The 22,736-nt window shown below is 69.8% G+C and carries 20 protein-coding genes; 17 read left to right on the top strand and 3 right to left on the bottom strand.

What is annotated here, in order from left to right:
• The first annotated feature begins 13 nt into the window (after positions 1-13).
• From DPA01S_RS07465 to mshC, 5 genes are read left to right on the top strand one after another with little or no spacing between them, the layout of a single operon-like run.
• Complete coding sequence (locus DPA01S_RS07465; RefSeq protein WP_081470520.1) at positions 14-859, top strand: undecaprenyl-diphosphate phosphatase; 846 nt, start codon at positions 14-16, stop codon at positions 857-859.
• 33 nt (positions 860-892) lie between these two features.
• Positions 893-1,597, top strand: a complete 705-nt coding sequence (locus DPA01S_RS07460; protein ID WP_061915067.1) for a histidine phosphatase family protein — start codon at positions 893-895, stop codon at positions 1,595-1,597.
• A gap of 40 nt (positions 1,598-1,637) precedes the next feature.
• Complete coding sequence (locus tag DPA01S_RS07455; protein WP_061915063.1) at positions 1,638-2,225, top strand: DUF3090 domain-containing protein; 588 nt, start codon at positions 1,638-1,640, stop codon at positions 2,223-2,225.
• The gene (locus DPA01S_RS07450; RefSeq protein WP_061915060.1) at positions 2,222-3,004 is read left to right on the top strand and encodes an SCO1664 family protein; all 783 of its coding nucleotides are present in this window, start codon (positions 2,222-2,224) and stop codon (positions 3,002-3,004) included. Before DPA01S_RS07455 ends, DPA01S_RS07450 begins: the two co-directional genes overlap by 4 nt.
• 25 nt (positions 3,005-3,029) lie before the next feature.
• Complete coding sequence (gene mshC, locus DPA01S_RS07445; RefSeq protein ID WP_061915057.1) at positions 3,030-4,283, top strand: cysteine--1-D-myo-inosityl 2-amino-2-deoxy-alpha-D-glucopyranoside ligase; 1,254 nt, start codon at positions 3,030-3,032, stop codon at positions 4,281-4,283.
• A gap of 6 nt (positions 4,284-4,289) precedes the next feature.
• Here the strand turns inward: mshC and DPA01S_RS07440 are convergent, their stop codons facing one another.
• The gene (locus DPA01S_RS07440; protein WP_061915054.1) at positions 4,290-5,216 is read right to left on the bottom strand and encodes a PAC2 family protein; all 927 of its coding nucleotides are present in this window, start codon (positions 5,214-5,216) and stop codon (positions 4,290-4,292) included.
• Positions 5,217-5,266: 50 nt separating this feature from the next.
• Between DPA01S_RS07440 and metH the strand changes: the two genes are divergently transcribed.
• From metH to DPA01S_RS07415, 5 genes are all read left to right on the top strand, one after another.
• Positions 5,267-8,827: a methionine synthase gene (gene metH, locus DPA01S_RS07435; RefSeq protein WP_061915051.1), complete on the top strand. Its 3,561-nt coding sequence runs from the start codon at positions 5,267-5,269 to the stop codon at positions 8,825-8,827.
• Between the two features lie 223 nt (positions 8,828-9,050).
• Complete coding sequence (locus tag DPA01S_RS07430) at positions 9,051-9,758, top strand: HAD family hydrolase (RefSeq protein WP_061228716.1); 708 nt, start codon at positions 9,051-9,053, stop codon at positions 9,756-9,758.
• A 5-nt stretch (positions 9,759-9,763) separates the two neighbouring features.
• A complete protein-coding gene (locus DPA01S_RS07425; RefSeq protein ID WP_061228717.1) occupies positions 9,764-10,027 on the top strand; it encodes a phosphoribosyl-ATP diphosphatase in 264 nt (87 codons plus the stop codon).
• Between the two features lie 63 nt (positions 10,028-10,090).
• Positions 10,091-10,942 carry an ATP phosphoribosyltransferase gene (gene hisG / locus DPA01S_RS07420; RefSeq protein WP_061228718.1) on the top strand — a complete coding sequence of 284 codons (852 nt, stop codon included), beginning with the start codon at positions 10,091-10,093 and terminating at the stop codon, positions 10,940-10,942.
• 101 nt (positions 10,943-11,043) lie between these two features.
• The gene (locus DPA01S_RS07415) at positions 11,044-13,206 is read left to right on the top strand and encodes a DUF262 domain-containing protein (protein ID WP_061915048.1); all 2,163 of its coding nucleotides are present in this window, start codon (positions 11,044-11,046) and stop codon (positions 13,204-13,206) included.
• 62 nt (positions 13,207-13,268) lie between these two features.
• Here DPA01S_RS07415 and DPA01S_RS07410 read toward each other — a convergent pair whose 3' ends face one another.
• Both DPA01S_RS07410 and DPA01S_RS07405 read right to left on the bottom strand, forming a co-directional pair.
• Positions 13,269-14,036, bottom strand: a complete 768-nt coding sequence (locus DPA01S_RS07410) for a thioesterase family protein (RefSeq protein ID WP_061915045.1) — start codon at positions 14,034-14,036, stop codon at positions 13,269-13,271.
• The gene (locus DPA01S_RS07405) at positions 14,036-14,947 is read right to left on the bottom strand and encodes a RecB family exonuclease (protein WP_061915041.1); all 912 of its coding nucleotides are present in this window, start codon (positions 14,945-14,947) and stop codon (positions 14,036-14,038) included. Before DPA01S_RS07405 ends, DPA01S_RS07410 begins: the two co-directional genes overlap by 1 nt.
• A 56-nt stretch (positions 14,948-15,003) precedes the next feature.
• On the opposite strand from DPA01S_RS07405, the gene DPA01S_RS07400 reads away from it, so the two are divergent.
• The 7 genes from DPA01S_RS07400 to DPA01S_RS07370 form a co-directional block, all read left to right on the top strand.
• Positions 15,004-15,843: a tRNA (adenine-N1)-methyltransferase gene (locus DPA01S_RS07400; protein WP_061915036.1), complete on the top strand. Its 840-nt coding sequence runs from the start codon at positions 15,004-15,006 to the stop codon at positions 15,841-15,843.
• Between the two features lie 158 nt (positions 15,844-16,001).
• Positions 16,002-17,702 (top strand): proteasome ATPase, encoded by a 1,701-nt coding sequence (gene arc, locus DPA01S_RS07395; protein ID WP_061915033.1) that lies wholly within the window; start codon positions 16,002-16,004, stop codon positions 17,700-17,702.
• On the top strand, positions 17,699-19,192 hold the full coding sequence (dop, locus tag DPA01S_RS07390) for a depupylase/deamidase Dop (protein ID WP_061228724.1): 1,494 nt from the start codon (positions 17,699-17,701) through the stop codon (positions 19,190-19,192). Before arc ends, dop begins: the two co-directional genes overlap by 4 nt.
• Before the next feature lie 44 nt (positions 19,193-19,236).
• Positions 19,237-19,413 (top strand): ubiquitin-like protein Pup, encoded by a 177-nt coding sequence (locus tag DPA01S_RS07385; RefSeq protein ID WP_061228725.1) that lies wholly within the window; start codon positions 19,237-19,239, stop codon positions 19,411-19,413.
• Between the two features lie 6 nt (positions 19,414-19,419).
• A complete protein-coding gene (pafA, locus tag DPA01S_RS07380; protein ID WP_061915031.1) occupies positions 19,420-20,826 on the top strand; it encodes a Pup--protein ligase in 1,407 nt (468 codons plus the stop codon).
• Between the two features lie 10 nt (positions 20,827-20,836).
• Positions 20,837-21,805 carry a helix-turn-helix transcriptional regulator gene (locus DPA01S_RS07375; RefSeq protein WP_061228727.1) on the top strand — a complete coding sequence of 323 codons (969 nt, stop codon included), beginning with the start codon at positions 20,837-20,839 and terminating at the stop codon, positions 21,803-21,805.
• On the top strand, positions 21,802-22,736 hold a 935-nt coding region (locus DPA01S_RS07370), incomplete at its 3' end, for a helix-turn-helix transcriptional regulator (protein ID WP_061915028.1). The genes DPA01S_RS07375 and DPA01S_RS07370, both read left to right, overlap by 4 nt.

Genomic DNA, 22,736 nt, shown 5'->3' with positions numbered 1-22,736 from the left:
GGGCGCGGAGGGGATGTCCTGGCTCCAGGTCGTCGTCCTGTCCGTTCTCCAGGGACTCACCGAATTCCTGCCCGTGTCCTCGTCCGGACACCTGAGGATCTTCTCGACGTGGTTCTTCGGCGAGGACGCCGGCGCCTCGTTCACGGCCGTCGTCCAGCTCGGCACCGAACTGGCCGTCCTGGTCTTCTTCTTCAAGGACATCGTCCGCATCCTGGTGGCGTGGTTCCGTGGCGTGATCGACTCCGCCCGACGGGACGACCCGGACTACCGGCTCGGATGGTTCGTCATCGTGGGGTCGATCCCGATCGCGATCATCGGGTTCGTCGGCAAGGACTTCATCCGGGACGCCGCCCGCAACCTCTGGATCACCGCGATCGTGCTCATCGTGTTCTCGTTCGTGTTCCTGGCCGCCGAGAGGTTCGGCAGGCAGGACCGACCGGTCGACGCGAAGTCGCTCGAGGGACTGTCGATGAAGGACGCGATCGTCATGGGCCTGGCCCAGTGTCTGGCCCTCATCCCCGGCGTCAGCCGCTCGGGGGGCACCATCTCGGCCGGTCTCTTCCTCAACATGTCGCGCGAGGCCGCCGCCCGGTTCTCATTCCTCCTCGCGATCCCCGCCGTGCTCGCCTCCGGGCTCTTCAGCCTGCCCGACGCGTTCGACCCCGGCGCCGGCCAGGCCGCGACCGGGTGGCAGCTCCTCGTCGGCACGGCCGTCGCGTTCGTCATCGGCTACGCCGCCATCGCCTGGTTCCTGAAGTTCGTCCAGAACCACTCGCTGGGCTGGTTCGCCGGCTACCGGATCCTCCTGGGCGCCCTGGTGATGATCCTGCTCGGCACCGGCACCATCCCCGCGACCTGACCGCACCGGCCGGGGCGTCGGTAACCTGCCGGTATGACCGTCATCCTGCTCCGGCACGGCCGCTCCACCGCCAACACCGCGCTCACCCTGGCCGGCCGTACCCCGGGCGTCGGGCTCGACGAGACGGGTCACGCCCAGGCGCGGGATCTCTGCCGTCGACTGGAGGGCCTGCCCGTCGAGGCCGTCGTCCGGTCGCCGCTGATGCGGTGCCGGCAGACCGTCGAGCCGCTCGCCGAACAGTTCGGGGTGGAACCGGAGCTCGAGGAGGACCTCGTGGAAGTGGACTACGGGACCTGGACCGGCCGCCCCCTCAAGGACCTGGCCTCCGAGCACATGTGGTCCGTGGTGCAGCAGCACCCCTCGTCCGCGGTCTTCCCGGAGGGGGAGTCGCTCGCCGGGATGGCCGGCAGATCGGTGACGGCCATCCGGAAGCACGATCGGCGGCTCGCCGAACAGGCCGGCCGGGACGTGCTGTGGGTCGCGTGCAGCCACGGTGACGTCATCAAGGCCGTGCTCGCCGACGCGTACGGCATGCACCTGGACCAGTTCCAGCGGATCGTCGTCGAACCCGCCTCGATGTCGGTCGTGCGCTACACACCCCACCGACCGTTCGTCCTCCGGGTCAACGACACCGGCGGCGACCTGGCCAGCCTGCGGGGGGAGCCGGCCGGCCAGGTCGGTGAGCCGACGCCCGGCCACGCCAGCTCGGACGCGGTGCCCGGCGGGAACGTACCCTGATGATCCGCAGCACCATCGAGCACCCGAGGAGACGACCGGCATGAGCAGGGCAGTCCACGAGTTCCGCGATCCGGCCCGGTTCGTGGTGGGCACGGTCGGCCAGCCGGGCGAACGCGTCTTCTTCGTCCAGGCCACCGAGGCGGGCCGGACGATCTCCGTCCGCTGCGAGAAGCAGCAGGCGCAGATCCTGTCCGAGCGGATGGGCGACCTGCTCGACGAGATCGCGGCCAAGTCCGACATCCCCGTGCCCCCGGCAGGAGGGGACGTCGACGACCTCGACCCGCTCGAGATGCCGGTCGACGCGGAGTTCCAGGTCGGCACCATGGGCCTCGGCTGGGACGGCGAGCGCAACCAGATCGTCGTGGAACTGCTGGCGATGGACCCGTCGGCCACGGACGAGTCGGTGGTGCTGTCGGATGCGGAGGACGCCCCGGACGCGTTGCGGGTGTTCCTCACCCCCCGGCGAGCCCGCCAGTTCGTCCTGCGCAGCGAGCGCGTGGTCTCCGCGGGCCGGGCGCCGTGCCCGCTGTGCGGTGAGCCGATCGACACCACGGGTCATCTGTGTGTCCGACTCAACGGGTACCTGCCGCGGTCGGGGGAGGCGCTCACCGACCTCATCGACCCGTGACCGACCGCCCGGCGGGCCCCGAGCTCACCGTCCTGTCGCGGATCCCGTCCGGCAGCAACGCGGTCTACCACTGCGTCGACGAGTGGGGCGACAGTTGGGTGTACAAGCCGTCGGCGGGGGAGCGCCCGCTGATGGACTTCCCCGACGGCAGTCTCGCGGCGCGCGAGATCGCCGCCTACGCCGTGTCCGAGGCGTCGGGGTGGGGCCTGGTGCCCGAAACGGTCGCGGCCCAGGGGCCGGGCGGGCCGGGCATGGCGCAGCGCTGGATCGAGGAGGTCGACCGGGAGCACGCACCCGGTCCCGACCCGATCGACGTCCACCCGGCCGACTCGGTGCCGCACGGCCGTGCCGTGGTGCTGCGCGGAGAGGGTTCCCGCGGTGAGGACGTGGTGGTCGCCCACGTCACCGACGGTCGGCTGCGCCGGATCGCGGTGTTCGACCACGTGGTGAACAACGCCGACCGCAAGGGCGGCCACGTGCTGGTCGACGCCGCGGGGGTGGTGTGGGCGATCGATCACGGTCTGTCGTTCCACACCGATCCCAAGCTGCGCACCGTCCTGTGGGGGTGGGCGGGCCAGCCCCTGGACGGTGACGAGGTCGAGGGCCTCGAGCTCGTCCGTCGCGGCCTGGAGGCGGGTGGGGAGCTGCGGCGCACCCTCTCCGACCTGCTGTCCGACGCCGAGATCGCGGCGCTGTGCGAGCGTGTCGACACCTTGCTGGCGAGTCGGACGTTCCCCGTCCCGGGGCCGGGCTACCCGTTACCCTGGCCGCTCTTCTGACCGGGCGGTCTCTAGACTCGGCCCCATGCACTCGTGGTCTTCGCCTGTCGTCCCCTCGGTCCCCGGCGACGGCGTCCCCCTGAAGTTGTTCGACACGGCCGGGGGTGAGGTCCGCGAGGTGGCGCCCGGCCTGGTCGCGGGCATGTACGTCTGCGGGATCACCCCCTACGACACCACCCACCTGGGTCACGCGGCGACCTACCTGACGTTCGACCTCGTCTACCGGCAACTGCTGGACGCGGGTCACGAGGTCCACTACGTCCAGAACACCACGGACGTCGACGACCCGCTGTTCGAGCGCGCGGAGCGTGACGGGGTCGACTGGCGAGAGCTGGGAGACCGGGAGACCGACCTGTTCCGCGAGGACATGGAGGCGCTGCGGGTGCTACCGCCGCGCGACTACGTCGCGGCCACCGAGACGATCGACGAGGTGGTGGAGATGGTCGGCGAGCTGCTCGACCGCGGCCACGCCTACCGGATCGACCCCGACGTCGACGGCTACTCCGACGTGTACTACCGGCATAGAGCCACCGCCGACTTCGGATACGAGTCGGGGTACGACGACGACGAGATGGCGGTCGCGTTCGCCGAGCGCGGTGGCGACCCGGACCGGCCCGGCAAGGAACACCCGCTGGATGCTCTGCTGTGGCGGGTCGAACGGCCCGGCGAGCCGTCGTGGCCGTCCCCCTGGGGGGCGGGCCGACCGGGTTGGCACATCGAGTGTTCGGCGATCGCCCGCAACCGGCTCGGGATGGAGTTCGACATCCAGGGCGGCGGCAGCGACCTGGCGTTCCCCCACCACGAGTTCTCCGCCGCGCACGCGGAGGCCGCGGCGGGCCGGCGACCGTTCGCGCGGTTCTACGTGCACGCCGCGATGATCGGCCTCGACGGCGTCAAGATGAGCAAGTCGCTCGGCAACCTCGTGCGCGTGCAGGCGCTGCGCGACCGGGGCGTGGATCCCGCCCTCATCCGGCTCGGACTGTTCGCCGGGCACTACCGTGTCGACCGCTCGTGGTCCGACGACCTCCTCGAGCGGGCCCGCACCCGGTACGACCTGTGGTGCCGGGCCATCGCCCGCGGAGTCGGCGCGGACGCGGCGCCCGTGATCGCGGAGCTGCGTGAGCGCCTCGCGGACGACCTCGACACGCCCGGAGCGCTCGCGGTGGTCGACGCGTGGGCGTCCGCCACGCTGGACGGCGACGACTCCGACCCGTCCGCCGGGGCCGGCATCGCGACCGCACTGGACGCCCTGCTGGGGATCCCGACGATCCCCGCCTGACGCCGGTCAGCCGGCGTCGGGCTCGTCCCGGTCACCCCGCAGGAAGCGCTCGAACTCGGCGGCGATCGCCTCGCCGTCGACCAGTGGCATCGCCTCCCCGCCGGACGCGCGGCCGCGGTCGGGCTCGGGGTCCACGCCCGGCGTGACCCCCGACTCCTCGTCCAGCCGGTCCTCCAGGGACCGGATGTAGTCGCGCAGGTCCTCGTCCTCGCTCGCCGCGGCGTCGACACGCTCGGCCCACGTCCGGGCCTGGACGCGGAGCGCGTCCATCGGCACGGCCATCCCGAGGTTCTCGGCGAGCCACGACAACATCGCCTCGGTCCCGCGCGGGTTGGGCGGGGAGGCCACGTAGTGGGGCACGCCCGCGAACAGGCTCAGGGTGGGCACGCCGGCCTCGGTGAGCAGCTGCTGCAGCACGCCCGACATCCCGGTCGGTCCCTCGTAGTCCGAGGGGGACACGCCCATGGTCGTCATCCGCTGACGGCTGAACGCCGCACCGGTGAGTGGCACCGGGCGGGTGTGCGGCACGTCGGCGAGGTAGGCCCCCAGCAGCACGACCTGGGAGACGCCCAGAGTGTCGACGAGGTCGACGAACTCGGAGGCGAACCGCCGCCACTTCAGGGCCGGCTCGGGCCCGCGCACCAGCAGGACGTCGTTGGCGACGCCGTCCGGCCGACACGCCGAGACGACGATGCGCGGCCACTCCACCGAGCGCGAGACCCCGCCGGCGAACCGGACGACGGGCCGCTGCTCGAGGTAGTCGAAGAACTCGTCTCCGCCGACCTCGGCGATCTGGCGGGCCTCCCAGTTGAGCGCGAGGTGTTCGATGGTGCCGGTCGCCACGTCCGCCGCGTCGTTCCAGCCCTCGAAGGCCACGATCATCACCGGGTTCTCGAGATCGAGATGCCCGTCGGGACTCCATTCGACAGTCATTAGTACAGCCTACGTACCTCCGATCCGGAGGCACCCATACACTGGGGCCCATGTCTGTCGATTTCGATTCGCCCCTGTTGGACGCCGCCCGTCGGCGAGTACTGATCGGTGACGGGGCGATGGGCACGATGCTTCAGGCTGTCGACCTCGACGTGGATGAGGACTTCCTGGGTCTCGAGGGCTGTAACGAGATCCTCAACGCGACGCGGCCGGACGTGGTGTCGGGGATTCACCGTGCTTTCTTCGAGGCCGGAGCCGACCTGGTCGAGACCAATACCTTCGGGTGCAACCTGTCCAACCTGGGCGACTACGACATCGTCGACCGTATCGGCGAGCTCGCCGAGAAGGGTGCGGCGATCGCGCGCGGGGTCGCCGACGAGATGGGCCCGTCCGAGGACGGGACCCCGCGGATGGTGTTGGGTTCGCTCGGGCCCGGGACCAAATTGCCCTCACTGGGTCAGACCACCTTCGAGGACATCCGAGACGCGTACTCCAAGGCCGCCGAGGGGCTGGCCCGCGGGGGAGCGGACGCGTACCTGATCGAGACGAGCCAGGACCTGCTGCAGGTCAAAGCCGCGGTCCTCGGGTGCCAGGACGGCATGGCGGCCGCGGGACGGCGGTTGCCGATCATCTCGCACGTCACCATCGAGACGACCGGCACGATGCTGCTCGGATCGGACATCGGCGCGGCACTGACCGCGCTGCAGCCGCTGGGCATCGACATGATCGGCCTGAACTGCGCCACGGGGCCGGCCGAGATGGTCGAGCACCTGCGCTACCTGTCGCGGCACGCCGAGATCCCTGTGTCGGTCATGCCCAACGCCGGCCTGCCCGAGCTGGGGGAGCACGGCGCCGTCTACCCGCTGGGTGCCGAGGAGTTCGCGCCCCAGGTGGCCGACTTCGTCTCCGAGTTCGGCCTCTCGATGGTCGGCGGCTGCTGCGGCACCACGCCGGAGCACATCACCCGGCTCAAGGAGCAGGTGAACGCACGGACCAAGGCCGAGCGCACGGTGGAGCCCGTCAACGCGGTCGCCTCGCTGTACACCTCCACGCCGTTGCGCGCGGACGCCGGCATCATCATGATCGGCGAGCGCACCAACGCCAACGGTTCCAAGCGGTTCCGCGAGGCGATGCTGGCCTCCGACTGGGACACCTGCATGGACATCGCCAAGGAGCAGATGCGCGACGGCGCCCAGATGGTCGACCTCTGCGTCGACTACGTCGGCCGCGACGGCTCCGGGGACATGGCAGAGCTGGCCGGCCGGATGGCCACGTCCTCGACGCTGCCGATCATGCTCGACTCGACCGAGCCCGAGGTCATCAGGGCGGGCCTGGAGAAGCTGGGCGGTCGCTGCGCGGTCAACTCGGTCAACTACGAGGACGGCGCGGGGCCGGACTCGCGGTTCCAGCGGATCATGCGTCTGGTGTCCCGGCACGGCGCGGCCGTCGTCGGTCTGACGATCGACGAGGAGGGCCAGGCCCGCACCGCCGACCGCAAGGTCGAGATCGCGGAGCGGCTCATCGCCGACCTCACCGGGAACTGGGGGATGGCGGAGGAGGACATCATCATCGACTGTCTGACCTTCCCCATCTCGACCGGGCAGGAGGAGGTCCGCCGCGACGGTATCGAGACCATCGAGGCGATCCGTCGGCTCACCGAGGCGCACCCGCGGATCCACACCACGCTGGGTCTGTCGAACATCTCCTTCGGCCTGAACCCGGCTGCGCGCCAGGTGCTCAACTCGGTGTTCCTGCACGAGTGCGTCCAGGCCGGTCTCGATTCGGCGATCGCGCACAGCTCCAAGATCCTTCCCATGAGCAAGATCGACGACCGTCAGCGGGAGGTGGCCCTGGACCTGGTCTACGACCGTCGCCGCGAGGGCTACGACCCGCTGCAGGTGTTCATGGAGCTCTTCGAGGGCGTCTCCGCGGCCGGCGCCAAGGACGCCCGCGCCGCCGAGCTCGCGGCGATGCCGCTCATGGAGCGCCTGGCCGCGCGGATCGTCGACGGCGAGCGCAAGGGACTCGAGGAGGATCTCGACGCCGCGATGGCGGAGATCCCCCCGTTGGAGATCATCAACTCCCACCTGCTCGGTGGGATGAAGACGGTCGGTGAGCTGTTCGGCTCCGGTCAGATGCAGCTGCCGTTCGTCCTGCAGTCGGCCGAGACGATGAAGGCGGCGGTCGCCCACCTCGAGCCCCACATGGAGGCGAGCGATGAGGACGGCAAGGGACGGATCGTCCTGGCCACGGTCAAGGGCGACGTGCACGACATCGGCAAGAACCTCGTTGACATCATCCTGTCCAACAACGGCTACGACGTGGTCAACATCGGCATCAAGCAGCCGATCTCGGAGATCATCTCCGCGGCACGCGAGCACAAGGCCGACGTGATCGGCATGTCCGGTCTGCTGGTGAAGTCGACCGTGGTGATGAAGGACAACCTCGCCGAGCTCAACTCCGAGGGCATCGCCGGTGAGTTCCCCGTCCTGCTCGGCGGCGCGGCCCTGACCCGCTCCTATGTCGAGGTCGACCTCGCCGGGATGTACCAGGGTGACGTGTTCTACGCGCGTGACGCGTTCGAGGGCCTGCGGCTGATGGACGAGGTGATGACGGCCAAGCGGACCGGCGTGCCGATGGCTCAGTCCTCGGAGGCCGCGGCCAAGGCGGCCGAGCGTCGCGAGCGCCGTGCCCGCAGTGAGCGGATCGCGGCCAAGCGCGCGGCCGAGGCCGAGCCCGTGGTCATTCCCGAGCGCTCGGACGTCGCCGCGGACCAGCCGATAGCGACCCCGCCGTTCTGGGGCACCCGCATCGCCAAGGGCATCCCGGTGGCCGACTACCTCGGGCACCTGGACGAGCGCGCGCTGTACTTCGGGCAGTGGGGCCTGCGTGGCACCCGCAGCGGGGAGGGGCCGGACTACGACGAGCTGGTGGAGACCGAGGGCAGGCCGCGCATGCGCGCCTGGATCGACCGTCTCACCACCGAGGGCATCCTGTCGCACTCTGCGGTGGTCTACGGCTACTTCCCGGCGTACTCGGTCGGCGACGAGATCTGGGTCCTGGCCGAGCCGCGTCCGGACGCCGAGGTGCTGCACAAGATCGCCTTCCCGCGCCAGCAGCGCTCCCGCTTCCTGGCGATCCCGGACTTCGTGGCCTCCCGCGAGCGCTGCGAGGCGGAGGGGACCGTGGACGTCCTGCCGTTCCAGCTGGTGACGATGGGGTCGCCGATCGCCGACTTCGCCAACGAGCTGTTCGCCGGGGACAACTACCGGGACTACCTCGAGGTGCACGGACTGTCGGTGCAGCTCACGGAGGCACTGGCGGAGTTCTGGCACCGACGCGTGCGCGACGAGCTCACCCTGCCCGAGGGATCGGTCTCCGACGAGGACCCCGACAGCATCCAGGACTACTTCAACCTCAAGTACCGCGGAGCGCGCTACAGCTTCGGCTACGGCGCGTGCCCGGACCTGGAGTCGCGCAAGGTAGTCGTGGACCTGCTCGAGCCCGAGCGCATCGGGGTGGTGCTGTCCGAGGAACTGCAGCTACACCCGGAGCAGTCGACGGACGCGTTCGTGCTGTACCACCCCGAGGCGAAGTACTTCAACGTCTGAGCCGTCGGACGGAGCGTCGGCCGAATCCCGGGCGGGTAAGATCACCTTCACCCGGCCTGAGGAGATCGTCATGCTCAGCATCGGCGGGTCCGCCGCCCTCGCCGTGGTGGGTGCCGTCCTCGCCGGGGGCGGCGCACGGACTGCCGCACTGTCACCGGTCGCGGCCGCCGGCGGCCTGCCGCGCGTCACCCCCGGTTCACCTGCTTCGGGTAGACAGTAGGCCGTGACCAGCACCTCTACCGCCCACCTCCCCGCCGCGGTGTGTCTCGACATGGACGGCACCCTCGTCGACACCGAACGACTGTGGGACATCGCCGTCTTCGAGCTCGCCGAGCACATGGGACGGCCGCTGGACGAGGCGACCCGCGAACGGACACTGGGCAACTCCCTGCACGGGTTCTTCGAGATCCTCGGCGAATACACCGGACGCCGGATCGAGGGCGAGGAGTTCGACCGTCTCGCGCATCGCCTCAACTCGCGCGTCACGGAGCTCATGCGGACCGACATGCGGTGGCGCCCGGGTGCCGAGGAACTGCTGTCCGACATCGCCGCGACCGGGGTCCCCGTCGCCCTGGTGACCAACACGACCGCCGACGTCGCCGTGGTGCCGCTGGAGTTCATCGACCGGTCCCGGTTCGACGTGGTCGTCACCGGCTGCATGGTGGCCGAGGGGAAACCGGCGCCGGACCCGTACCTGCTCGCCTGCGCTGAGCTGGGCGTCCAGCCCGGGTCGGCGGTCGCGGTCGAGGACTCGGTCACCGGGGCCACCGCGGCGGTAGCGGCCGGGTGCCGCGTCCTCTACATCCCGTCCACCGACGGTCAACCCGACGTCGCGGGGGCCCACACGCACTCGACGCTCGAGGGGGTCGACGTCGCGGGGCTCCACGCGCTCACCTCGGGGTCACCCGTGGGCGCGGCTGTGGGACAATAGGCCGCGTGAAGACTTTCGACTCCCTGTTCGCCGAGCTCTCCGAGCGGATCACCGCGCGCACCGAGGGATCCGGCACCGTCGCCGCGTTCGACAAGGGCGTCCACCATCTGGGCAAGAAGGTCATCGAGGAGGCCGGAGAGGTCTGGATCGCGGCCGAGTACCAGTCGGACGAGGAGTTGGCGGAGGAGATCTCCCAGCTCCTGTACTGGACCCAGGTCATGATGCTCAAGCGCGGACTGACCCTCGGGGACGTCTACCGACATCTCTAGGTCCGGCCCGTCCGGGTCGCGACCCATGTCCATCCTCACGCTCACAGATCCCGGAGACCCGTCATGCTGCGTGTCGCACTGCCCAACAAGGGCGCACTGTCCGAGTCCGCCTCCGAGATGCTCTCCGAGGCCGGTTACCGCCGTCGCCACGAGGGGAGCAAGGACCTCACCCTGATCGACCCGGACAACGACGTCGAGTTCTTCTTCCTTCGACCCAAGGACATCGCCGTCTACGTCGGCTCCGGCCGACTCGACCTGGGGATCACCGGCCGCGACCTGGCCGCCGATTCGATGGCCGAGGTGAACGAGGTCCTGGATCTCGAATTCGGCCACTCCACGTTCCGGTACGCAGGACCCGCCGGCGCGGGATGGTCGACCGACCGACTCGCCGGCGCCCGGATCGCGACGTCGTACCCGAACATCGTGCGCCGCGATCTCCAGCGGCGGGGGGTCGAGGCGGAGGTGATCCGCCTGGACGGCGCCGTGGAGATCTCCATCCAGTTGGGTGTGGCCGATTGCATCGCCGACGTGGTGGGGTCCGGCCGGACGCTGAAGGTCCACGGCCTCGAAGCGTTCGGCGACGTGCTGTGTGACTCCTCGGGCGTCTTGATCTCGCGCGCGGACGCCGAGGTGACGGCCGCGATGTCGCAGATGCGCGCGCGACTCCAGGGCGTCGTCTTCGCCCAGCAGTACATGATGCTGGACTACAACTGCCCCAAGGGCCTCCTCGACGAGGTCTCGACGATCACGCCGGGGATCGAGTCACCCACCGTGTCCCCGATGGCCGACCCGGCGTGGATCGCGGTCCGGTCGATGGTGCCGCGCAAGCGGGTCAACTCGATCATGGACGAGTTGGCCGCCGCCGGCGCGAAGTCGATCATCGCGACCGACATCCGCTCCTGCCGCATGGGATAGGACTATCGCCGCTGCCGAAGGTGTGCGAGAAATGCGCCGCTCCGCGATAGCCGAAACGTGGCCCAACTCGATGAAATGTTCGCACTGTTACACTTCTACGGGTGAAGGCCGAGCAGCGCACGTTCAGCGAATTGGTGGATGGACAGCGGCAGTTGCTTGTCCCGCTGTACCAGCGCCCTTACAGCTGGACTAAAAAGCAACGTGCAATTCTCGTCGACGACATCTTCGAGAAGTTCGAAGATGTTGACACGCCCGATAACCACTTCCTCGGATCTGTCGTCTTGGCGCCCGCAACCGGTTCTAGCTTCTTCGGGATCCAGCGCCTCCTAGTCGTGGACGGTCAGCAGAGGCTCACCAGTCTCTACATCTTCGTTCTGGCGATCCGCGACAGGTTGCGAGAGCGAGATCAGAACGGCGCTGCCGAGAAGACGAACGACGTCTACTTGATAAATCGGCACGAGACCGGGGAATCACGGCTCAAGCTCCTTCCGACACAGTTGGACCGTACTGCGCTGGAGCACTTGGTCGACGGCACGACTCGCCCGGACGGCCCCTCTGAGATCCTCAACGCTTTCGATGAGTTCAGCGCTCTGGTCGACACGATGGACGACGACCGACTTTCCAGGCTACTGAACGTGATCACCTCTCGAATGGAGATCATCGCAATCTCACTGTCGGCCGAGGACAATACTTTTCGAATATTCGAATCGCTGAATGACAAGGGGCTTTCCCTGACTCAGGGCGACCTTCTCCGCAATCATGTGTTCATGATGCTGCCCACGCAGGGAGACCTCGTCCACAGGACAATGTGGGCGGACATTGAGCGGAACATTGGCTCCGATCGAATCGAGGATCTCGCTTACCTGGATATGGTCTTGCGAGGAACTCCGACACTGTCGAAGAAGAACACCTACCAAGCCCAGAAGAACAGGCTCACGCGGCGAGCGGCGGACGAGGACGACGTGATCGACTTCGTGCGCGATCTTCGTCGCCGGAGTACCTACCTTCGGAGCATTCTCTCTCCGGAGACGTCAGACAGTCCCACCGTCGCCGCAGCACTGCGACGAATCAAGCGCCTCGGAAACGAGACCATCCACCCACTTGCATTGTTTCTGCTCGAAGGCCGCGGGGAGGGCCAGATGAGCGACGACGACGTAGCGCTGGCGCTGCACTACGCGGAATCGTTCTTGGTCCGCCGGACCCTGGCCGGGCTGACTGCCGCTGGCCTGAACCGGCTGTTCACTAGATTGCCTCAAGAGCTGGACTTCGCGGAACATGTCCCTTCGCGTATTCGCCTCATACTGTCGCGGCCCCAGTACCGCTGGCCGAACGACGACGAGCTCCGGAACAACGCAGTCCGCGAACGGCTGTACAACATCTCGAGGAACCCGACGCTCCGTCACGTCCTGCTGGGCCTGGAGGAATCCTACGGACACAAAGAGCTCGGCCTAATTAACTCGGAGTCGCTCTCTATCGAGCACATCCTTCCGCAGAAGCCGCCGTCATCTTGGGAGGCCCCCATCCTGACGATCGACGGGATCGATCCGGAGATGCAGCTGCACTGTTTGGGAAACCTCACGCTCACCGGTTTAAACAGCGAGATAGGAAATAACACTTTCTCTGTCAAACGCCAGACTCTGCGTAGCAGCAAGCTTGCCCTCAACGTCGAGATCGCCTCGCATCCCCGGTGGGGGAGCGCGGAAATCCTCGAACGCGCGAGGGAGTTGGCAGATCGCGTGGCCTCCCTCTGGGCCGGCCCGGCGGTCGCAGGAAATCAACCTGCGTCCGCCTCAGATACCCGGCCGGCCCGGGTGTCCCCGGGCCCCCGCGTTCCGGACGGCGAAACCAGTGGGTTCGGCTGCCAACGGCCTGCGGAGACAGCCGCCGGTCTGACAGAGCCTCCCAAGGCACCAATAAGCGGTATCGGGACTGCTTCCGTTCCTTCGTCATCGCCACCTCGATCAACTCGGCCTGTGCGAGCCTCCCGTTCGAATACAGCGCGGGGCTCGACTGTCACGCCGGCTCCGCTACATAAGAGCTACAGCGGGTCGATCGAGGAACATCTCCGTGAATGCCTCCAGCGGGTCGCCCCAGGCGGCTACCTGACCACCAATCAGATCTGTGCGATGGAGTCGTCGGCATTCAAACGACGGGGATTGACGCGAGCCCGGCTCGACGACTGGCTGACTGAGAACGAGCGGTACCACACGGAGTTCTGGCTCGAACGAACTGCGCGCAAAGTCACGGTCTACCGGACGAGGTAGCACACTTACCGCAGCACACCGGGGCTCTGAAGTCCACCAGCCGCGTCCGTACATTCTCGGGCTCACACCCGCTCGACGAGCAGGGCCTGCAGGGTGTCGCCGATCGCGCCCTTCTCGTCGAACAGTGTCCCGGAGGTCGCGCCGACCCCGTCCGGCCCGATCGACGCCCGGGCGGCCACGCCGATCCAGCGACCGACGGGCGGTCGGTGGAGGTGCGTGACGAGGTCGGTGTTGAGGAACCGCCACTCGGCGGGCTCGAGGACCGCGCCGACCCCGTTGGCGATGTCGGCCACGCACATCACGTGCTGGACGGGCGTCGGCTCCTCCCCGGCGACCAGCGGCAGAGTGGGCCGGGCCCAGACGGTGCCGTCCTCGGCGCCGCGGATCTCGAGCGAGTCGATGTAGCCACTCGTCCAGCGGGTGAAGAAGTCGCCGTTGTGATCGGTGTCCGGTAGTACGCGCGGCGCCTCTGCCGCCTGCTCGACGTGGGTGGTGTCGCCGGTGGCCAGCCGCCACGCGCTCGCCCGCGCGACGGTCCGTCCGCCGGCGACGAGCTCCGACTCCAGCAGCTGGATCCGGCGGCCCGGTCGGGCCACGCGGGCACGGGTCCGCAGTTCACCGAGCGGGACGGGCCCCAGCAGATCGACGGCCACGCGGGCGATGCGTGCGCCGCTGCCGGCGTCGAGGCGCTCCATGGCGCGGGTGAGGATGGCCGAGGGCGGCGCTCCGTGCTGCAGGTCCGGGCCCCAGGCGCTGACGGTGTGCGGGGTCGCGCGGAAGACCTCCCAGCCGTCGTCGGATCCCAGCGGCTCGAAGTAGGCCTCCGTCATCATGAACTCCTCGGTTCTCCTCGCCCGGTCAACAGATCGTGTGCGCCGGCGGGGACCACGCGGGTCCCCGGCCACCCCGGGTACTCGGGCGGGGTGCCGCCGAACGCCGGGCACAGCGCCTGATGATTGCACCAGTCGCACAGGCGGGACGTGCGGGGGCGGAAGTCGCCTGTCTGCCCGGCCCGTTCGATCTCCGACCACAGCGCGTCGAGGGACGCCTCGGTCTCGACGAGCGACGCATGATCCGGGGTAAAGGTGAGCCAGCTGCCGTTCTTGAGATAGATGAGTTTGAGCTGCGCGGGCAGCACACCGTGGATGCGCTGGTACATCAGGGCGTAGAACCGCATCTGGAACATCGCCTGGTCCTGGAAGCGCGGGTGCGGGGGTTTACCCGTCTTGTAGTCGACCACCCGGACCTCCCCGGTGGGCGCGACGTCGACCCGGTCGAGGAAGCCGTGCAGCGGGGTGCCGGCCGCGGTGGCGGTGACCAGGTACTGCTCGCAGGAGGCGGGGGAGAAGCGCTGCGGGTCCTCGACGCCGTAGAGCGCCGCGACCAGCGCCGCGACCTGCGCCTGGAAGTCGGCGCGGTCGGACAGCGGGACCACCGTCGCGCCGTCCTCCTCGGCGTAGAAGCGCTCGACGGCGGCGGGGACGAGTTCCGCGGCGCGCTGCGGCGCCCGCTCGGACTGCTCGAGTCCGTACAGCTCCTCGAGCACGGAGTGGACGACCGTGCCGAGGACCTGGGCGCGAGTCTTGGGCTCCGGGATGCGGTCCACGGCGCGCAGCCGGTACAGCAGCGGGCACTGCCGGTAGTCGGACGCGCGAGAGGCCGACAGGGCGAGGGGCTTGCGCTCCGGCAGGGGTACGTCGCCCGCCGCCGGGATGCCACCGATTTCGAGGGGATCCGTCACACCTGGCAGGGTAGACAACCGGTCGGACAACCGACCCCCCGTCCTCTGGAGGTCCCGTGCAGCGATCCGGCCCGTTCGTCGTGGGTGACCGCGTCCAGCTCACCGACACCAAGGGGCGCAAGTACACCGTCGTGCTGGTCGAGGGTGCGGAGTTCTTCACCCACCATGGGGCGGTGCGCCACGACGATCTCATCGGTGCGCCCGAGGGATCGATCATCACCTCGACCAAGGACGCGCAGTACCTCGCGCTGCGCCCGCTGCTCACGGACTACGTGCTGTCGATGCCGCGCGGCGCGCAGGTGATCTATCCCAAGGACGCCGCGCAGATCGTCCACGAGGGCGACGTGTTCCCCGGCGCCCGTGTCCTCGAGGCCGGCGCGGGGTCGGGGGCCCTGACGTGCTCGCTGCTGCGGGCGGTCGGCCCGGAGGGGAGGGTGTTCTCCTACGAGATCCGCGAAGACCACGCCGAGCACGCCGAGCGCAACGTCCGCACCTTCTACGGTGAGCACCCCGAGAACTGGGACCTGCGCGTCGCGGACCTGGCGGAGACCTCGGTCGAGGCGCTGGGCGGTCAGGTCGACCGCGTGGTGCTGGACATGCTCGCGCCGTGGGAGTGCCTGCAGACGGTGAGCGAGGTGCTGGTACCCGGCGGCGTGCTGGTGGCCTACGTGGCCACGACCACGCAGCTGTCGGACGTGGTCGAGGCGCTGCGGCGCCAGCAGTGCTGGACCGAGCCCCGCGCGTGGGAGTCGATCAACCGCGGGTGGCACGTGGTGGGCCTGGCCGTGCGCCCCGAGCACCGCATGCAGGGCCACACCGCGTTCCTGGTGACCGCACGTCGCCTCGCCGAGGGGGTGACGACCCTCAAGCCCAAGCGTCGCAGCGGTAAGGGCTGACCAGACGCGCGCCGGCCCGTGCCCCGCCCCGGCGGCGGGCGCGCCCACCCGCGTGCCACCCCGCCGATAGGCGCGGCCACCCGCGTGGCACCCCGGCGATAGGGTGGAGGGGACGACGACGAGGAGACCCGTCGACGACCAGGAGGGCAGGTGATCGCGTGACCGAGGGACGTTCCCCGGCCGGCCAGGGCGAGGACAGGGTCGCGGTCGACCGCGCCGAACTCGCACGGCTGCGCAAGGCCGTGGACGAGGGGGCCCGATCGGACCGCGAGAAGTCGATCAAGATCGACGCCCTCGGCGCCCGCAACGTCCGGCTCGCGGAACTGCTCAAGGACTCACGCGACCAGCTCGAGGCCCTCAAGGGCGAGGTCGAGCGGCTCGGCACCCCGCCCAGCACCTACGGCGTGGTCCTCACCCGTCCCGCCGGCGCGGACACCGTCGAGGTCATGGCCGCGGGCCGCCGCATGCGCCTGACGGTCGCCCCCGGCGTGGACGTCGCGGACCTGACCCCGGGCGTGACCGTGCGCCTCAACGAGGCCATGACGGTCCTGGAGGTCTCGAGCGAGCTCCCGGTCACCGGTGTGACCGCCGTCCTGCGGGACGTGCTCGCCGACGGTGTCCGCGCGCGAGTGGTCATGGGCAACGACGAGGAGCACATCGTCGTCCTCGCCGCCGCCCTGCGCGGTGCGCGCACGGCCGAGCACCCCGCACCCGTCCGCCCCGGCGACGCGGTCCTGGTGGATCCCAAGGCCGGCGTGGCCTACGAGGTGGTGCCCAAGGCGGAGGTCGACGAGCTCCTCCTCGAGGAGATCCCGACGGTCGAGTACTCCGACATCGGCGGTCTGGGTCCGCAGATCGAGCAGATCCGCGACGCGATAGAGCTGCCTTTCGTCCACCACGACCTGTACCGCGAGTTCCACCTGGCCCCGCCGAAGGGTGTCCTGCTCTACGGCCCTCCCGGATGCGGCAAGACCCTCATCGCCAAGGCCGTGGCGCACTCGCTGGCGCGTGCGGCCGCGGTGGCCCGGGGTGACGACGTCAGCGACGGCCGGTACCCGAACTCGTACTTCCTCTCGATCAAGGGCCCCGAGCTGCTCAACAAGTACGTCGGCGAGACCGAGCGGCACATCCGGTCGATCTTCGAACGCGCGCGGGAGAAGGCCACCGAGGGCAACCCGGTGATCGTCTTCTTCGACGAGATGGACTCCATCTTCCGCACCCGCGGGTCCGGCGTGTCCTCGGACATGGAGACGACGATCGTTCCGCAGCTGCTCGCCGAGATCGACGGCGTGGAGGACCTGCGCAACGTCATCGTGATCGGCGCCTCCAACCGTGAGGACATGATCGATCCCGCCATCCTCCGGCCCGGCCGCCTGGATCTGAAGATCCGCATCGACCGGCCCGACCGGAACGCGGCTGCGGACATCCTCGCCAAGTACATCACCCCGGACCTTCGCTTCGACCCGGTCGAGGTCGGAGACACGGACCGTGAGACCCATGTCCGCGAACTCATCGAGCGCATCGTCGACCGGCTCTACACCCGTGACGCCTCCACCACCTACGTGCACCTCGTGTACGCCTCCGGCCGCCGGTCGTCGCTCTACCTCGCCGACCTGACCTCCGGGGCGATGCTGCGCAACATCGTCGACCGCGCCAAGAAGCTGGCGATCAAAGACATCGTCCACGGCACCGGCCGGGGACTGACCACCGACGACTTCCTCGACGCGGTCGACGCCGAATTCGCCGAGAACACGGACCTTCCCAACACGTCCAACCCCCAGGAGTGGGCACGCCTGACCGGCGTCCGAGGTGAGCGCGTCATCGAGGTCTCCGTCCCCAACCGGGGAGACGGGCGGTGAACCCGCGCGGGCGCGTCATCGGCACGGAGATCGAGTTCGGGATCGTCGCCGTCGGGCAGCCGCTGCTCAGCTCGGTGGTCACCTCGACCCAGGTGATCAAGGCCTACACCGACCCGGGCGAGGCCGCCGGGGGAGCCGACGAGGCCCGCTGGGACTACGGCTCGGAGTCGCCCCTGCGCGACGCCCGCGGCTTCGACCTGGGCGCGGCACGTGCCTACGATCCCAGCGAGTTCGGGGTCACCAACCGGGTGCTGACCAACGGGGCCCGCTTCTACGTCGACCACGCACACCCCGAGTACTCGGCTCCCGAGGTCGACTCCCCACGCGACGCGGTGATCTGGGACAAGGCCGGCGAGGTGATCATGCACCGCGCGGGCGTCGAGTCGACGGCCACCGAGGGCAACGCCGAGCTCAAGCTCTACAAGAACAACGTCGACGGCAAGGGCGCCTCCTACGGCGCCCACGAGAACTACCTCGTGCGCCGCGACGTCGACTTCGACGGGCTCACCGTGAGCCTGGCCCCGCACCTACTGTCCCGCCAGGTGTTCAGCGGTGCCGGCCGCGTCGGGATCGGCCAGTCCGGAGAGACGGCCGGCTACCAGCTCGCCCAGCGCGCCGACTACATCGAGGTCCTCACCGGGCTCGAGACCACCCTGCGGCGGGGGATCATCAACACCCGCGACGAGCCCCACGCCCCGGACGAGACGTGGCGCCGCCTGCACGTCATCATCGGCGACGCGAACATGTCCGAGTTGGCCACCTACCTCAAGATCGGCACCACCTGCCTCGTGCTGGACGCGATCGAGGCGGGGGGCGACTTCTCCGACCTGTTGCCCGTCGATCCCGTCGAGGCGGTCCACATCATCAGCCACGACCCCACGCTCCGGGCGACCGTGGGACTGCCCGACGGCCGGAACGTCACCGGCCTCGCTCTCCAGCGCGAGATCCTCGAGCGGGTCGCGGGCGTCATCGGCGACGGCACGGGCCGCCCGGGCTGGGCGCTCGAGGTCCTGGGCGAGTGGCGCGGGATCCTCGACGCGCTCGAGGAGAACCCGATGTCGTGCGCCGACCGACTGGACTGGCCCGCCAAGCTCCGGCTGCTGGAGGGCTTCCGCACCCGCGACGGCCTGGACTGGGACCACGCCCGGCTCGCCCTCATCGACGTCCAGTACCACGACATCGACCCGCGGCGTGGACTCTACAACCGTCTGGTCGCCAAGGGCGCCATGCGCCGACTGGTCACCGACGACGAGGTCGAGGCCGCGGTCACGACCCCGCCCGCACGAACGCGGGCCTGGGCCAGGGGACGCTTCCTCGCCGAACTCGGCGACCGCATCCGCGCCGCCGGGTGGGACCACGTCGTCGTCGTCGACTCCCGCGGCCACGAACGCCACGTCGACCTCACCGACCCCTACGTCGGGTCCCGCGAGTACTGCGAGGCCCATCCCGACTTCCTCGGGCCCGACGGGCCCGACCAGTACCCGTACTGACGGCCCGCACAGGCCCGTCCCGCTCAGACACACGAGGAGACACCATGTCCCAGATCCAGAAGAACGCCGGCGGACCCGCCGACCCGGACGACGAGGCCGGCCAGCTCGTCAAGTCCGCCGACACCACCACCGCCGACTCGCTGCTCGACGAGATCGACGACATCCTCGAGACCAACGCCGAGGAGTTCGTGAAGTCCTACGTCCAGAAAGGCGGGCAGTAGACCCCCATGATCTGTCGCATCGTCGGGATCGAGACCGAGTTCGGAATCACCAGCGTCAGCGGTGAAGGCGCTCGTGGGCTCGGCGCCGACGAGATCGCCCGCTATCTGTTCCGCCCCGTCGTGGAGCGCTGGCGCAGCTCGAACGTCTTCCTCGACAACGGCGCGCGCCTCTACCTCGACGTGGGCTCCCACCCCGAGTACGCGACCGCCGAATGTGACGGGCTGCGACAGATCGTCGCCCACGACAGGGCGGGGGAGCGGATCGTCGACGACCTCGCCCTGGCCGCCGAACAGTCCCTCGCGGACGAGGGCATCGACGCCCGCGTCTACCTGTTCAAGAACAACACCGACTCCGTGGGCAACTCCTACGGATGCCACGAGAACTACCTGCTCGACCGCAGCACCCAGGTGCGGGGCCTCGCCAACACCCTGCTCCCGTTCCTCGTCAGCCGGCAGCTCATCTGCGGCGCCGGCAAGATCCTGCCCGGCATCCCAGCCGGCGTGGGCCTGGGGGAGACCTCCGAGCCGGTGTACTGCTTCTCCCAGCGCGCCGAGCACATGTGGGACGGCGTGTCCTCGGCGACCACCCGCTCGCGACCGCTCATCAACACCCGCGACGAACCGCACGCCGACTCGACGCGGTTCCGGCGCATGCACGTGATCGTCGGCGACTCCAACATGATCGAGACCACGACGCTGCTCAAGATCGCCAGCACCCGGCTCGTGCTGGAGATGATCGAGGCCGGCGTCGAGCTGCGGCCGATGGCCGTCGCGCACCCCATACGCGCGATCCGCGAGATCAGCCGCGACCTCACCGGCACCCGCCCCGTCGCCCTCACCGACGGCACAACCATGTCCGCGCTCGAGATCCAGCGCGAGTTCCTGGGCGCGGTCCGGCGCTACCTCGACGCCGGCGGATGGGAGCGCGACGACCGCCCGGACGTCGAACACTGCGTGGCCCTGTGGGAGCGCATCCTCGACGCCGTGGAGTCCGGGGACCACGACTCGATCGCCGCCGACGTCGACTGGGCCGCCAAACTGCGCCTCATCCGGCAGGTGCAGGCCAGGACGGGCGCCGACCTCGACCACCCGCGCCTCGCGCAGATCGACCTCACCTACCACGACATCCGGCCCGGGCGGGGGCTGCACTCCGTGCTCGAACGCCGGGGGATGGTCTCGCGCGTCGTCGACGACGCCGCCGTCGAACGCGCCCGCAGCGTCGCCCCCGAGACCACCCGCGCCGCGCTGCGCGGTCGATTCATCACCGCCGCACGGCAGGCCGGGCGCGACTTCACCGTGGACTGGGTGCACCTCAAGCTCTCCGACGGCTCGGTACCCACCGTCGCACTGACCGACCCGTTCGCCGAGGTCGACCCGCGTGTCGACGATCTCATCGCCGCGCTCGGACGATAGCGTTCCAGCAGTGTCCACCTCGAAGTCGCAACGCCTGGTCAACCTCGTCATCTGTCTGAGGTCGACCAACGCGTTCCTGTCGGCCGACGAGATCCGCCGGATGGTCCAGGGTTACGACGACTGCGAGTCCGAGAACGCCTTCCTGCGGATGTTCGAACGCGACAAACGGGAGCTGCGTGACGTCGGCGTGCCGCTCGAACAGGGCGCGTCGCTCGCGCCCGGCTCGCCCGCCGGGTACCGCATCCCCGCCCACGGATACGAGCTGCCCGAGATCACGCTGACGCCGGAGCAGGCCGGCGTGCTCGCCGTGGCCGCCGAGGTGTGGCGCGAGGGGGAGAGGGCCGCCCGCGCCGGCGGGGCGCTGGCCAAGCTCACCGCCGCCGGGATCGACCCCGTCCACGACGCCGGCGCCACCGTCTCCGTGGCCGACCCCGCCGAGCTCGCCACGGCCGCCCTGGTGGCCGAGGCGGTCGCCGAGGGCACCGGCCTCACCTTCTCGCACACCCCGGCAGGCGCCTCCGACCCGCGGACGCGCCGGGTCGAACCGTGGTGGACAGGCTCCCGCCACGGGCACTGGTACCTCGTCGGCCACGACCTCGACCGCGGCGAGCCCCGCACCTTCCGGCTCGTGCGCATCTCCGACGTCAAGGCGACGCGCGCCGCCCGGACCGTCCCCGTGCCGCCCACCGAGCAGGTCCTGGCGCTGCTCGACGACGCCGTCTCCCGCCTCAACCCGCTGCTCGAGGCCACCGTGTGGGTGGCCGACGGCCGCGCCGCCGAGCTGCGCGCGATGGCCCGGTCAGCCACGCCCGCACAGCGCTTCGGCAGGACGGGCGCCGATCTCGGTCTCGCCGCGCCGCTGGGCGAACTGTCCGCGCTGGTGGCCGCGCAGGGTCCCGATGCCGTCGCCCTGGGACCGGCGGAGCTGCGGGTGCGCGTCGTGTCGATCCTCAGCGCCGCCGAGGAGGCCGTCCGATGAGTCCCCGCACCGTCCCGCTCGCGACGCTGCTCAGCGTTGTCCCGTACTTCCACACCCGCGGTCCCGTCCGGGTGACCGACGCCGCACGCGACCTCGGCATGAGCGAGAAGCAACTCCGCGACGCCCTGTGGCAACTGTGGTCCTGCGGCCTGCCCGGCTACGGCCCCGGTGATCTCATCGACCTGGCCTTCTCCTCCGAGGACCTCGACGACGCCGAGATGGTCGAGGTGACGTTCACCGCCGGCATCGACCGCCCCGTGCGCCTCACCGCCGCCGAGGCGGTCACCCTGGAGACCGGGCTGGCCGTGTTCCTCGGCCAACCCGAGGTGATCGACCAGACCGCGCTACGCGACCTGCTCACGACGCTGCGCGCAGCCACCGGCGAAGACGCCCGCGTCACCGCGGACACGCGCCGCGAGTCGGCGGACTCCGACGCGGACGTGGTGCGGACCGCGGTGCACGACGGCCGGGCGCTGCGCTTCGTCTACCACTCGGCGAGCTCTGACACCTCCACCACGCGCGTCGTGGACCCCGCCCGCCTGTCCGTCGCCGACGGTCACTCCTACCTCCACGGCGTGGACCGCTCGTCCGGGCAGTGGCGGACCTTCCGCACGGATCGGATGAGCGGGGTCGAGGAGGTGGGACCGCGCCGCGCGCTCGGCCCCGAACCACAGGACGACGGCGAGGGGGACGTCCGCCTGGAGGCCGCCCGCGTCCCGGCTGCCGCGGCGTGGTTCCTCGACGAGTTCCGCTTCCACACGGTGGTCCGCCGCCCCGACGGCGATCTGGACGTCGAGATCGCCTATCACGACCGCGCGTGGCTGCTCCGCTTCCTGCTGGGGCACGCCGACGTCGTGCGTCCCGGGGACCCCGGGCTCGTCGCCGAGGTCGCCCGCCGTGCCGCCGAGGGACTGGCCGTATACGAGGCGGG

It is taken from the genome of Dietzia papillomatosis NBRC 105045 (genome assembly GCF_001570845.1).
Lineage (GTDB): Bacteria > Actinomycetota > Actinomycetes > Mycobacteriales > Mycobacteriaceae > Dietzia > Dietzia cinnamea.
This window is presented reverse-complemented; position numbering and strand designations above follow the sequence as displayed.

Excerpts from the sequence above, each read along its gene's own strand:
- DPA01S_RS07465 (WP_081470520.1), top strand. The coding sequence starts at position 14 with ATGTCCTGGCTCCAGGTCGTCGTCCTGTCCGTTCTCCAGGGACTCACC.
- DPA01S_RS07460 (WP_061915067.1), top strand. The coding sequence starts at position 893 with ATGACCGTCATCCTGCTCCGGCACGGCCGCTCCACCGCCAACACCGCG.
- DPA01S_RS07455 (WP_061915063.1), top strand. The coding sequence starts at position 1,638 with ATGAGCAGGGCAGTCCACGAGTTCCGCGATCCGGCCCGGTTCGTGGTG.
- mshC (WP_061915057.1), top strand. The coding sequence starts at position 3,030 with ATGCACTCGTGGTCTTCGCCTGTCGTCCCCTCGGTCCCCGGCGACGGC.
- DPA01S_RS07440 (WP_061915054.1), bottom strand. The coding sequence starts at position 5,216 with ATGACTGTCGAATGGAGTCCCGACGGGCATCTCGATCTCGAGAACCCG.
- metH (WP_061915051.1), top strand. The coding sequence starts at position 5,267 with ATGTCTGTCGATTTCGATTCGCCCCTGTTGGACGCCGCCCGTCGGCGA.
- hisG (WP_061228718.1), top strand. The coding sequence starts at position 10,091 with ATGCTGCGTGTCGCACTGCCCAACAAGGGCGCACTGTCCGAGTCCGCC.
- DPA01S_RS07410 (WP_061915045.1), bottom strand. The coding sequence starts at position 14,036 with ATGACGGAGGCCTACTTCGAGCCGCTGGGATCCGACGACGGCTGGGAG.
- DPA01S_RS07385 (WP_061228725.1), top strand. The coding sequence starts at position 19,237 with ATGTCCCAGATCCAGAAGAACGCCGGCGGACCCGCCGACCCGGACGAC.
- pafA (WP_061915031.1), top strand. The coding sequence starts at position 19,420 with ATGATCTGTCGCATCGTCGGGATCGAGACCGAGTTCGGAATCACCAGC.